The 15042-nt window shown below is 53.0% G+C and carries 1 protein-coding gene (only partly in view); it reads left to right on the forward strand.

The features are described 5' to 3' along the window. On the forward strand, positions 1 to 15042 hold the start of the coding sequence (locus AACQ83_RS13735; protein ID WP_112878116.1) for a non-ribosomal peptide synthase/polyketide synthase. The gene runs 21363 nt beyond the window's last position; the window shows 15042 of its 36405 coding nt (coding positions 1-15042); it begins with the start codon at positions 1 to 3; the stop codon falls past the right edge of the window.

Raw genomic sequence — 15042 nt, forward strand, 5'->3', positions numbered from 1 at the left:
ATGAAAGGTAACATTGCTACAGCGGGAAATGTTCTTAAAGATGAAGCTCTCTCTCAGATGTCATGTGAAAATATAATTCATAATACGTATGATACATCGATTCCATCACGAATATGTGTTGTGGTAGGGGGAACGACCCTTGCAGTGTTCTGCGCCGAGCAAATTCTGGCGGCAGGGCATACCATACAAGCAGTGCTACCTACTGATACGGTTCTACAAACGTGGGCTGCCCGGCAAGGGATTGCTTGTGTGAACTCGGTTGATGCATTACAAGAACAAATCACGTCACAGCCTGTCGATTGGCTTTTCTCAATCGTCAACCCAATCATCCTGCCGGGGTCGCTCATTGAACAAATTCGTGGCAGTGCTTTTAATTATCATAATAGTCCTCTGCCACGCTATGCGGGCAGTCATGCAACCTCCTGGGCGTTGTTAGCTCGGGAGACTCATTACGCTATTTCTTGGCACTGCATTGAAGGTGGTGTAGATACTGGCGATATTGCTGTGCAATGGCCGGTATCGATTGAAGAACAGGATAACGCTTTCTCGTTGAATCTGAAGTGTTATCAGGCGGCTCAGAAAGGATTTGTTGAACTACTGAAAAATCTGGGGCGCGACGCACTGGTGACTTATCCTCAAGATCTCTCGCAACGGAGTTTTTATGCTCAGTCGCGTCGCCCCGATGGGGGGGGATATTTGTGTTGGGAGCAGTCGGCAGAAGTCCTGTCAGCTTTAGTGCGAGCATTGGATTTTGGGGAAAATTATTTAAATCCATTGGGTTGCACGAAACTGTTACTGAGGCATGGCCCGGTACAAATTTCTTGGCTTGAGCGGTTGAACACAGGCTCTGAGGGGATACCCGGTACGTTGATTAGTGTGGAGGAGGATGCCTGGCAGGTGACGACTGGCAGTGAGGATGTGCGGATCGGGGGATTCGCTACCCTTGAAGGTGATTTGCTGTCTGCCAGAGAGCTTGCCGATATATCGGAACTTAGGCCGGGCAAACAGCTTCCTTTACTCTCCTCACAACAAGCGCAGAATGTAAAAGATACCCTGCAAACACTCGCACCCAGTGAACCATTTTGGTATAAGCGTCTTGCCTCGCTGCAACCACTTCAGTTGCCTTTTGAAATGATTGGGAAACAGGCAGAACCCCGATGGGGAATGAGTCCCTGGCAGCCTCCATTGCTAAAAAACGCTGGAGAAGATCCATTACAGGCGTTGTTGCAGGTATTCGTTATCTATCTTGCGCGTTTGACTCAGCAGACTGAACTGCAAATCGGTTGGTGTGTGGATGAGGCAAACGATAAACCAGATATATTGGCTGGGTTGTCATCGGTGGTGCCGATGGTTGTCGAGGTAGCGTTTGATAAGCCGTGGTCTGTAGTAGCTGATTGGATTGATGATGAACTTGTTCGATTGGCAAGGCACCGCACATTTAGTCGAGATCTTCTCTCCCGTTCTCCTTCACTGCGGTCTATCCCGGAATTAAGAACAAGCCGACCATGGCAGATCGCCGTTTCTGTAATACAGGATGACAAATCGTGTGATCAGACGGTCTCTGGCGAATTGCTGACGTTCCAAATGAATGCGCAGGGCGGTTTTCGCTGGATCTATGATGAAAATCGCTTGAGTCCGGAAGTTATTCTGCGGATGAGTGAGCATTTGCAGGTACTGGCATCATCAAAAAGGATGAGTGATGAAATCCCCATTGGGCAGCTTAATTTGTTACCTGAGGCTGAACGCAAGTTGTTATTGGAAACTTGGAACGCCACGGAAACCGTCTATCCTGAGGCGTTATGTATCCATCAGTTGTTTGAACAACAAGTAGAGAAAAAACCGGAGGCAACGGCACTGATAGCTGGAGATAGAATCTTCAGTTATATGGAACTGAATACCCGCGCCAATCGGTTAGCTCGTCAACTCATCGCACAAGGGGTGTGCCCCGGTGATCATGTTGCGTTTCTGCTTGCGCGCTCTATGGAGCTGGTGGTAGCCCAATTGGCGATTCTCAAAGCCGGTGCCGTTTATGTGCCGATTGATCCCAGTGTGCCGGATGAGCGGAAAAACTGGCTGATAAATGATTGTTCCGCCAGATTATTGCTCACTGATACACAGGTGGATATTCCGGCTAACTTGGCTGTGCCGCTGTTTTGTCTCTCGGATGAGACAGACACGAGCTGTGAAGAAGATCGCATCAATCCTGACTTACCGCGTTCCAGCACTGAGTTAGCGTATATCATGTACACCTCCGGTTCTACCGGGACACCTAAAGGGGTTTTGGTGCCGCATCGTGCGGTAGTCCGGCTGGTTATCAATAATGGCTATGCTGAAATTGGACCGGATGATCGGGTGGCTTTTGCCGCTAATCCGGCTTTTGATGCCAGCACGTTTGAAGTCTGGGCGCCGTTGCTTAATGGTGGCGCATTAGTGGTTGTTGATCATGCCACTTTGCTGACGCCGCAGGCGTTTGTACAGGCTTTACAGATTCAGCGAATGACGGTTCTGTGGTTGAGTGTCGGGTTGTTTAACCGGCTGGCAGCGGAACTGTCTCCGGTTTTGCCGCAGATAAAGCTTTTGATTGTCGGCGGAGATGCTCTTGATCCCCATGTTATCAGCCAGGTACTGAACACCAGCCCGCCACAACAGCTATTAAATGGCTATGGGCCAAGTGAAGGCACCACCTTTACGGCAACATATCGAATCAATGCAGTCGCACCGGGAGCGACCAATATCCCGATCGGCCGACCGGTAGCCAACACGCGGGTTTATCTGTTGGATACTTGTGGTCAGCCGGTGCCGTTAGGGGGAGTAGGGGAGATTTATGTGGGTGGAGATGGGGTGGCCTGTGGTTATCTTAATCGGCCTGAATTGACCGCCGAGCGTTTCCTTACCGATCCGTTCAGTGATAACCCGGATGCTCACCTGTACCGCACCGGGGATTTGGCCCGCTATCTGCCGGACGGCAATCTGGAATTCTTGGGCCGAAACGATCAGCAGGTTAAAATCCGCGGCTTCCGCGTTGAACTCGGGGAAATTGAAGCCCGGTTAGCAGAGCACTCAACGGTGCGTGAAGCGGCGGTGTTGGCTCGGGGGGACGGGCAGGATAAACGGCTGGTGGCCTATGTGGCGGCGGAAGCCCATGACGGGCTGGCGAACAGTCTGCGTGCTCATCTGCAAGCTATTTTGCCTGACTATATGGTGCCGTCAGCCTTTGTGCGGCTGGATGCGTTTCCGCTAACGCCGAACGGTAAATTGGATCGTCGTGCACTACCGGCACCTGACAGTGAAGCCTTTGCCCGTCAGACTTACGAAGCGCCTCAGGGAGAAACAGAAATTGCGCTGGCGGCGATTTGGCGTGAATTACTGGGAATTGAGCAGATAAGCCGGTATGACAGCTTTTTTGCTCTGGGTGGTCATTCGCTACTCGCGATACGGGTGGTTGAACGCCTGCGTCACTTGGGATTGACACTGACGGCGCGTGATCTGTTCCAATCGCCGGTGCTGTCAGATCTGGCTCAAACGTTGGGACAGCATCAGGCTGTGATCGTACCGCCTAACGTTATTACGCCAGCAACTACGGCGCTGACGCCGGCGATGTTGCCGCTGATTGATTTGACTCAGGCTGACATTGACCGCATCGTCGGGCAGGTGCCGGGCGGGATCGCTAATATTCAGGATATCTATGCTCTGTCGCCGTTGCAGGACGGTATTTTGTTCCACCACTTACTGGCAAACGAAGGTGATCCGTATCTGTTGACGGGGCAAATGGCTTTTGCTGATCGGGCTCTGTTGGATCGTTATCTGGCGGTGGTGCAACGGGTGGTTGATCGCCACGATATCTTACGTACTGCTTTTATCTGGCAAGGATTGTCAGTACCGGCGCAGGTGGTCTGGCGTCAGGCCACTTTATCGGTGACTGAACTGACATTAAACCTGGTTGATGGTCCGGTCAGTGAGCAGTTAATCCGGCAGTTTGATCCGCGTCATCATCGTCTCGACCTGAACGAAGCGCCGTTATTGCGTTTTGTGGTGGCGCAGGAAACCGATGGCCGTTGGATACTGCTGCAATTGCTGCATCACCTGATTGGCGACCATGAAACGATGGAAGTGATGCACCGCGAAGTCCAGACGTATCTAATGGGTCAGGAGGAGAGCCTGCCTGTTCCGGTACCTTTCCGCAATCTGGTGGCTCAGGCCCGACTGGGGGTAAGTCAGGAAGAACATACCCGTTTCTTTACCGAAATGCTGGCGGAGGTGGATGAACCGACGCTGCCATTCGGGTTGACAGAGGTGCACCGCGACGGCTCACAGGTGACGGAATCCCACCGGATGTTGGCGCCTGAGTTGAATGATCGTCTGCGCGGTCAGGCTCGGCGTTTAGGGGTCAGTCTGGCGGCATTGTGTCATTTGGCTTGGGCACAGGTGTTGTCGCGTACCAGTGGTCAGGAACAAGTGGTGTTCGGCACCGTGCTGTTTGGGCGTATGCAGGCAGCGGATGGCGCCGACAACGGCATGGGGTTGTTTATTAATACCTTGCCATTGCGGTTGGATATCGATGAAACCCCGGTACGGGAAAGTGTACAGGCTGCCCAGGCCCGATTGGCTGGATTATTAGCGCATGAGCATGCGTCACTGGCGCTGGCTCAGCGGTGCAGTGGGGTTGCCAGCGGTACGCCGCTTTTTAGTGCCTTGCTGAACTATCGGCATAATGCCTTATCGGCAGCATCAGATGAACTGATTGGCGGTATTGAATTCCTTGGCATACAGGAGCGAACTAACTACCCGTTAGTGCTGTCAGTGGAGGATTTTGGCGATGCTCTGGGACTGACCGCTCAGGTAGTGCAACCGTTTGAGTCAGAACGGATATGCGGCTATATGCAACGGACGCTAGAAAGTCTGGTGGAGGCTCTTGAGCAAGCCCCGGATATGGCTGTTCGGGCATTGGAAATTCTGCCAGAAGCGGAACAGACGTTGCTGTTAAAAAGCTGGAACGCCACGGAAACCGCCTATCCTGATCAGTTATGTATCCATCAGTTGTTTGAACAACAGGTGGAGAAAACGCCTGACGCGATAGCATTAGTGTATGAAGATCAGACCCTTAGTTATGCCGAATTAAATGCCCGCGCTAACCGGTTGGCTCGTCAGCTCATCGAACAAGGGGTGTGTCCCGGTGAGCATGTTGCGCTTTTGCTCGCTCGCTCGGTGGAACTGGTGATAGCCCAATTGGCAATTCTCAAAGCTGGCGCTGTTTACGTGCCGATAGATCCCAATGTGCCGGATGAGCGGAAAAACTGGCTAATAAGTGATTGTGCAGCCAAGTTACTGCTCACCGATACGCGGGTGGATATTCCGGCGGATCTGGCTGTGCCGCTGTTTCGTCTCTCGGATGAGACAGATACAGACAACGAGGAAGATCGCCTTAACCTTGACTTACCGCGTTCCAGCACTGAGTTAGCGTATATCATGTACACCTCTGGCTCTACCGGGATACCTAAAGGCGTATTGGTGCCGCATCGTGCGGTGGTCCGGCTGGTGATCAACAATGGCTATGCTGAAATCGAACCAGATGACCGAGTGGCCTTTGCCGCTAACCCTGCTTTCGATGCCAGCACGTTTGAAGTCTGGGCTCCATTGCTTAATGGTGGCGCGTTAGTGGTCGTTGATCACGCCACTTTGCTGACGCCGTTAGAGTTTGTACAGGTTCTACAGATTCAACAAATTACTGTTCTGTGGTTGAGTGTCGGATTGTTTAACCAGCTAGTAGAAGAATTGTCTCCGGTTTTGCCGCAGATAAGGCTCTTGATTGTTGGGGGAGATGCCCTTGATCCGCATGTCATCGGTCAGGTACTGCGCACGAGTCCGCCACAGCAGCTATTAAATGGTTATGGGCCGAGTGAAGGCACCACCTTTACGACCACATACCGTATCAATGCAGTAGCACCGGAAGCGACCAACATCCCGATTGGCCGACCGGTAGCCAACACGCGGGTTTATCTGTTGGATATCTATGGTCAGCCGGTGCCGCTGGGGGTGGTCGGAGAGATTTATGTGGGGGGAGATGGGGTGGCCTGTGGTTACCTTAATCGTCCTGAATTGACCGCTGAGTGTTTCCTTGTCGATCCATTCAGTGATAACCCGGATGCCCGGATGTACCGCACTGGGGATTTGGCGCGTTATCTGCCAGACGGCAATCTGGAATTTCTGGGCCGTAACGATCAGCAGGTTAAAATCCGCGGTTTCCGCATTGAACCAAAGGAAATTGAGGCCCGGTTAGCCGAGCATCCAACGGTGCGTGAAGTGGCGGTGTTGGTACAGGGGGAAGGTCAGAATAAACGGCTGGTGGCCTATGTGGTGGAATCAGAGGATGACGGGCTGGTGGACAGCCTGCATACTCACCTGAGCACTATTTTACCTGACTATATGGTGCCAACGGCCTTTGTGCGGCTGGATGCTTTTCCGTTGACGCCAAACGGTAAGTTGGATCATCGGGCGTTACCGGCGCCGGACAATGAAATTGTTGCCCGTCAGGTTTACGCTGAGCCCCAGGGAGAAACAGAAATAGCGCTGGCGGCGATTTGGCGTGAATTATTGGGCATTGAGCAAATAAGTCGGTATGACAGCTTTTTTGCCTTGGGTGGTCATTCGTTGCTCGCTGTACGTATGATTGGACGCTTGCGTCACTTGGGATTGACACTGACGGCGCGTGATCTGTTCCAGTCGCCGGTGCTGTCAGATCTGGCGCAAACGTTAGGACAGCATCAGGCTGTGAAAGTGCCGCCTAACGTCATTATGCCAGCAACCACAGAGTTGACGCCGGCAATGTTGCCGCTGATTGATTTGACTCAGGCTGATATTGACTGCATCGTCGGGCAGGTGCCGGGAGGGGTAACCAATATTCAGGATATCTATGCCCTGTCGCCATTGCAGGATGGCATTTTGTTCCACCATTTGCTGGAGAATGAAGGTGATCCCTATCTATTGTTCAGTCAGATGGCCTTTGCTGACCGGGCGCTGTTGGATCGTTATCTGGCAGCGGTTCAGCGGGTGGTTGATCGCCACGATATTCTGCGTACCGTTTTTATCTGGCAAGGATTGTCAGTCCCGGCGCAGGTAGTCTGGCGTCAGGCCACCTTATCGGTGACGGAACTAACACTAAACCCGATTGATGGTCCGGTCAGTGAGCAGTTAACCCAGCGTTTTGATCCGCGTCAGCATCGTATTGATTTGAGGGAAGCACCGCTATTACGTTTTGTGGTGGCACAAGAAACTGATGGCCGTTGGGTTCTGTTGCAACTGCTGCATCACCTGATTGGCGACCATGAAACGATGGAAGTGATGCACCGTGAAGTGCAGGCGTATCTGGCAGGTCAGGAGGAGAGCCTGCCTACACCGGCACCTTTCCGTAATCTGGTAGCGCAGGCCCGGTTGGGGATGAGTCAGGAGGAACATACCCGTTTCTTTACTGGCATGTTAGCCGGGGTGGATGAACCCACGTTACCGTTCGGGTTGACGGAAGTGCATCGTGATGGCTCGCAGGTGGCTGAATCTCACCGGATGTTAGCGCCTGAGCTAAATAACCGTTTGCGCAGTCAGGCCCGACGTTTGAGTGTTAGTCTGGCGACCTTGTGTCATCTGGCTTGGGCACAGGTGTTGTCGCGTACCAGCGGGCAAGATCAAGTGGTGTTCGGCACGGTGCTGTTTGGGCGTATGGCGGCGGGAGATGGGGCTGACAATGGCATGGGGCTGTTTATTAATACTTTGCCGTTACGGTTGGATATGGATGAGACCCCGGTACGGGAGAGTGTGCAGGTTGCCCATACCCGATTGGCCGGATTATTGGCGCATGAACATGCATCACTGGCGCTGGCCCAGCGTTGCAGCGGCGTACAGGGTGAGATCCCCCTCTTTAACAGCTTGCTGAACTATCGGCACAATACTTTGCCGGTAACGTCAGATGATTTGATGAACGGTATTGAGTTTCTTGGCGCACAGGAGCGGACCAACTATCCGTTAATGCTATCGGTAGAAGATTTTGGTGATGCTCTGGGGCTGACGGCTCAAGTAGTGCGGCCGTTTGAGCCGGAAAGCTTGTGCGGTTATATGCAGCAAGCGCTGGAGAGTTTGGTGACAGCGCTGGAACAGGCCCCGCAAATGCCGGTACGACAGTTGGAAATTCTGCCGGAAGCGGAGCGTACCTTGTTGTTAACAACTTGGAATGCCACGGAAGCCGCTTATCCTGACCAGTTGTGCATTCATCAATTATTTGAACAACAGGTGGAGCAAACCCCTGACGCGACAGCGTTAGTGTATCAAGAGCAAACGCTCAGTTATGCTGAATTAAATGCCCGTGCCAACCGCCTGGCCCATCAACTTATCGCACTGGGCGTCGTACCTGACCAACGGGTAGCGATTTGTGTGACGCGTTCACCGGCCATGGTGGTGGGATTGTTGGCGGTGATGAAAGCGGGCGGGGCTTATGTGCCGCTAGACCCGGCTTATCCTGGCGCGCGTCTGGCTCATATTCTAACCGATGCTGCTCCGGCCGTGGTGCTGGCAGATGAAGCTGGCTGGGTTGCACTGGGTGAGGAAGCGCTGACCAGACTGACAGTACTTAACCCAAATACTTTGCCTGATCAACCGGATTGTAATCCACAGGTACCTGCGCTGACTTCCCGGCATTTGGCCTATGTGATTTATACCTCCGGCTCCACGGGGGTGCCCAAAGGGGTGATGATTGAGCACCGTAATACGGTTAACTTCCTGCATTGGGCACAGCAGGCTTTTGAAACGGAAGCGATCCGTGAGGTGCTTTTCTCAACGTCGATGAATTTCGACCTGTCCATTTTTGAATGTTTTATGCCGTTATCTCGCGGTGCGGCGATTTATCTGGTGGATGATGCGCTGTCATTGATGCAGCATACCCTGCCGGTGACCTTGATCAACTCAGTCCCGTCTGCGATGAAACCGTTATTGCAGGCTAGGGCGCTGATGGCGTCGGTCCATACTGTCAATCTGGCGGGGGAACCGCTGAAAGGCGCCTTAATTGAGCAGATTTTCGAAGACACGCAAATAGAGCGGTTGTGTAATCTCTATGGACCTTCTGAAACAACAACCTATTCTGCCTGGTTGCCGATACAGCGGGGTGACAGGATCATTGAAAGTATCGGCCGTCCGATAGCCAACACCTACCTTTACTTACTGGACGAATATGGTCAACCGGTGCCGTTGGGGGTGGTGGGGGAAATTTATATTGGGGGAGCGGGCGTGGCGCGTGGCTACCTCAATCGCCCTGACTTGACGGCAGAACGGTTCCTGATTGATCCATTTAGTGATGTGCCGGATGCCCGGATGTACCGCACCGGGGATTTAGCCCGTTATTTGCCGGACGGTAATCTGGGATTCCTGGGCCGTAACGATCAGCAGGTTAAAATCCGTGGCTTCCGCATTGAACCGGGGGAAATTGAATCTCGGTTGGTGGAACATCCGGCGGTGAGTGAATCGGTGGTATTGGCACAGGGGGAAGGGCAGGAAAAACGGCTGGTGGCCTATGTGGTGGCGGAAGCTCACGAGGGGTTGATTAACAGTTTACGCGAACATCTGAGCATTCAGTTGCCTGATTACATGGTGCCGTCGGCCTTTGTACGGCTGGATGCGTTTCCGTTAACGCCGAACGGTAAATTGGATCGTCAAGCGCTGCCGGCGCCAGACAATGAAGCCGTGGCCCGTCAGGTTTATGAGGCGGCACAGGGAGAAATGGAAATGGCTCTGGCGGCGATTTGGCGTGAAGTTCTGGGCGTTGAACAGATCAGCCGGTATGACAATTTCTTTGCCTTGGGCGGCCATTCGTTGCTGGCGGTACGGGTGATGAATCGGGTAGCCGCTTTGGGTATTGAATTGCCGCTAACCACCCTGTTTAAATTCCCTTCGTTAAGGGCATTTGCTGAGGCTATGCAGACCCGAAAGGAGCAACCGGATACTATCCTGCCAGCCATTGTGCCGATATCCCGTGAAGGGGAATTATCGTTGTCATTTGCGCAACAGCGCTTGTGGTTCTTGGCACAACTTGAGGGCGTCAGTGAAACTTATCATATTCCGATGGCCCTGCGCTTGTGTGGTGAGTTGGATGTCATGGCCTGGCAAAAGGCGTTGGATACCTTGTTTGCCCGTCATGAAGCGTTACGTTCTATCTTTGTCTCTGTAGATGGTCAGCCGCAAGTACGGCTGTTGGAACCGGATAGCGGCTTACTGTTATCTCAATATGACCTGCGCGGAGTTTCGGATGCTGATGAAGTTCTTGAGCGCCTGAGTACGGAGGAGGCCCACGCGTCATTTGACCTCGAAAGCGGCCCGCTTATCCGTTCGGCTCTCATCCGGATCACTGATGACGAATATCAGTTTTTGCTGACTTTGCACCACATTATTTCCGATGGCTGGTCTGCCAATGTGCTGATACAGGAATTGAATGCGCTCTATACGGCGTTTATGGCCGGACAATCCGATCCCTTGCCGCCATTGGCGATTCAATACCCGGATTACGCCGCCTGGCAGCGTCAGTGGCTGTCGGCTGAACGTATTCAGGTTCAGTCTGACTATTGGCGTGCAATGCTGGCTGACGCGCCGGTTCTGCTGGATTTGCCTACTGATCGGCCTCGTCCACTGGAGCAGTCGTTTGCCGGAGATGCCGTGCTGGTTGATCTGGATGTGGAATTAACAACGGCCCTTAAGCGCCTGAGTGAACAGCAGGGTGTCACCTTATTTATGACGTTGTTGTCAGCCTGGGGGATAGTCTTGTCGCGCCTGTCAGGTCAGGAAGATGTGGTGATTGGAACGCCGAGCGCGGGCCGTAGTCGTCGGGAAGTGGAGCCGTTGATTGGTTTCTTTGTCAATACGCTGGCGTTGCGCATGGATTTATCGGGTGAACTGTCTGTGACGGAATTACTGGCGCGAGTCCGGCAAACCGCATTGTCGGCACAGGAGTATCAGGATTTACCGTTTGAGCAGGTGGTGGAAATCGTGCAACCGCCGCGCCGACTGGCGCATACCCCGTTATTCCAGGTGATGTTTGCCTGGCAAAACAATGAAAGCACGGAATGGGGATTACCGGGGCTGGCGGTGTCGCCGGTCGATCAAGCCGTTGATGCTGTCAAGTTTGATCTTGAGCTCAACCTGTTAGAAGAGGAAGGCAGGATTGTTGGGGCGTTGAGTTATGCCACGGCTCTGTTTGATCTATCGACAATGGAACGGCAAGTGGGATATCTGCATGCGGTGCTGCAAGCGATGGTGGCTAACCCTCAAAAGCCGGTCGGAGAAATTGATATTCTATCTCCGGCAGAGCGCAGGTTGTTGCTGGAAACTTGGAATGCCACGGCAACCGTCTATCCTGAGACGTTATGTGTTCATCAATTGTTTGAACAACAGGTGGAGAAAACGCCAGAGGCGGTGGCCTTGGTGTGTGAAGGGCAGACCCTCAGTTATGCCGAATTAAATGCTCATGCTAACCGGTTGGCCCATCAGCTTATTACATTAGGGGTAGAGCCGGATCAGCGGGTGGCGATTTGCGTGTCGCGTTCACCGGCAATGGTAGTGGGATTGTTAGCGGTGATGAAAGCGGGCGGGGCTTATGTGCCGCTAGACCCGACTTATCCTGGCGGGCGGCTGGCGCATATTTTGACCGATGCTGCCCCTACCGTGGTGCTGGCGGATAAGGCAGGCTGGTCTGCATTGGGCGAGGAAACGCTGACCGGACTCGTAGTGCTGGACCCGAATACCTTGTCTGAACAGCCGGACAGTAACCCACAGGTACCTGCGCTGACTTCGCGGCATTTGGCCTATGTGATTTATACCTCTGGTTCCACTGGGGTGCCCAAAGGGGTGATGATTGAGCACCGCAATACGGTTAACTTCCTGTACTGGGCGCAGCAGGCTTTTGAAACGGAAGCGATCCGCGAGGTGCTTTTCTCAACGTCGATGAATTTCGACCTGTCCATTTTTGAATGTTTTATGCCGTTGTCCCGTGGCGCGGCGATTTATCTGGTGGAAGATGCGCTGTCATTGATGCAGCATGCCTTGCCGGTAACCTTGATCAACTCAGTTCCGTCAGCGATGAAACCGTTATTGCAGGCTCAGGCGCTGATGGAATCGGTTCATACTGTCAATCTGGCGGGGGAACCGCTTAAGGGCGCCTTAATTGAGCAGATTTTTGCAGAAACACAAATACAGCAGTTATGTAATCTCTATGGACCTTCTGAAACGACAACCTATTCTGCCTGGTTGCCGATACAGCGGGGTGACCGGATTATTGAAAGTATTGGCCGTCCGATAGCCAACACCTGTCTTTACTTACTGGACGAGTATGGTCAACCGGCTCCGTTGGGCACGGTGGGGGAAATGTATATCGGGGGCGTGGGAGTGGCGCGTGGCTACCTTAATCGCCCAGACTTGACGGCGGAACGTTTCCTGATTGATCCGTTTAGTGAGGTGCCGGATGCCCGGATGTATCGCACCGGAGATTTAGCCCGTTATTTGCCGGATGGTAATCTGGAGTTCCTGGGCCGTAACGACCAGCAGGTTAAAATTCGCGGTTTCCGCATTGAACCGGGGGAAATTGAATCCCGATTAGTGGAACACCCGGCGGTGAGTGAATCTGTGGTATTGGCACAGGGGGAAGGGCAGGAAAAACGGCTGGTGGCCTATGTGGTGGCAGAAGCTCACGAGGGGTTGATTAACAGTGTACGTGAACATCTGAGTATTCAATTGCCCGATTACATGGTGCCATCGGCCTTTGTGCGGCTGGATGCGTTTCCGTTAACACCTAACGGTAAGCTGGATCGCCAATCGTTGCCAACGCCGGACAATGAAGCCGTGGCCCGTCAGGTTTATGAAGCGCCTCAGGGAGAAATGGAAATCGCGCTGGCGGCGATTTGGCGTGAAGTCTTGGGCGTTGAACAGATCAGCCGGCATGACAATTTCTTTGCTCTGGGCGGCCATTCATTGCTGGCGGTGCGGGTAATGAACCGGGTAGCCGCTTTGGGTATTGAACTGCCATTAACCACCCTGTTTAAGTCTCCTTCGTTAAAGGCATTTGCTGAGGTTATGCAGGCCCGGAAGGGACAACCGGGTACTATCCTGCCCGCCATCGTGCCGATATCCCGTGAAGGAGAATTACCATTATCATTTGCTCAACAGCGCTTGTGGTTCTTGGCGCAGCTTGAGGGCGTCAGTGAGACATATCATATCCCAATGGCCCTGCGCTTGTGTGGTCAATTGGATATCATGGCTTGGCAGAAGGCATTGGATACCTTATTTGCCCGTCATGAAGCGTTACGTTCTGTCTTTGTCTCTATTGATGGTCAACCGCAAATGCGGTTGTTGGCACCAAATAGTGGCTTACTGTTATCTCAATATGACCTGCGCGGGATACCGGATGCTGATGTTATTCTTGAGCGTCTGAGCGTAGAGGAAGCCCACGCATCATTTGATCTTGAAAGTGGCCCACTTATTCGTGCGGCTCTCATCCGGCTCACCGATGATGAATATCAGTTTTTGCTGACTTTGCATCACATTATTTCCGATGGCTGGTCTGCCAATGTGCTGATACAGGAACTGAACACGCTCTATACGGCATTTATGGACGGGCAATCCGATCCATTGCCGCCGTTGGCGATCCAATACCCAGATTACGCCGCCTGGCAGCGTCAGTGGTTGTCGGCTGAGCGTATTCAGGTTCAGTCTGACTATTGGCGTGCAATGCTGGCTGACGCACCGGTTCTGTTGGATTTGCCTACTGATCGGCCTCGTCCACTGGAGCAGTCGTTTGCCGGAGATGCCGTGCTGGTTGATCTGGATGTGGAATTAACAACGGCCCTGAAACGTCTGAGTGAGCAGCAGGGCGTCACCTTATTCATGACGTTGTTGTCAGCTTGGGTGGTGGTTCTGTCACGTTTGTCAGATCAGGACGATGTGGTGATTGGCACACCGAGCGCGGGCCGTAGTCGTCAGGAAGTGGAGCCGTTGATTGGCTTCTTTGTCAATATGCTGGCATTGCGCATGGATTTATCGGGTGAGTTGACCGTGAGTGAGTTGCTGGCGCGAGTTCGACAAACCGCATTGGCGGCACAGGAGCATCAGGATTTACCGTTTGAACAGGTGGTGGAAATTGTACAGCCGCCGCGCCGGTTGGCGCATACGCCGTTGTTCCAGGTGATATTTGCCTGGCAGAACAATGAGAGCACGGACTGGGAACTGCCGAAGCTGGCCGTCTCACCGGTCGATCAAGCCGTTGATGTTGTCAAGTTTGATCTTGAACTGGGCTTGTCAGAAGAGGAGGGCAGGATTGTTGGGGCGTTGAATTATGCCACCGCCCTGTTTGATTCGGCGACGATGGAACGACAGGTGGAATATCTGCATGCGGTGCTGCAAGCGATGGCGGCTAACCCTCAACAGCTCATCGGAGAAATTGATATCTTGTCCCCTGCGGAGCGCAGGTTGTTGCTGGAAACTTGGAATGCCACGGAAACCGCCTATCCTGAGACATTGTGTATTCATCAATTGTTTGAACAACAGGTAGAGCAAACCCCTGACGCGATAGCATTAGTGTATGAAGAGCAGACCCTCAGTTATGCCGAATTAAATACCCGTGCTAACCAGTTGGCCCATCAGCTTATCGCACTGGGCGTTGTACCCGATCAGCCAGTAGCGATTTGTGTGTCGCGTTCACCGGCAATGGTGGTAGGAGTATTGGCAATACTGAAAGCCGGTGGTGCCTATGTGCCGTTGGACCCGGTTTATACCGGGGAGCGTTTGGCACATATTCTGACTGATGCCGCTCCGATTATTGTGCTGGCGGATGATACCGGACGTAGTGCGCTGGATGAAAAGACGCTTGCTGCGCTAACTGTGCTCGATCCTAATATTTTGCCTGATCAGCCGGATGGTAACCCACAGGTACCGGCATTAACCGCACAACATCTGGCTTATATAATTTATACCTCGGGTTCGACCGGGACGCCGAAGGGGGTGATGGTCGAGCATCGTAATATC

The sequence above is a fragment of the Photorhabdus sp. S10-54 genome (assembly GCF_963878145.1).
Lineage (GTDB): Bacteria > Pseudomonadota > Gammaproteobacteria > Enterobacterales > Enterobacteriaceae > Photorhabdus > Photorhabdus kayaii.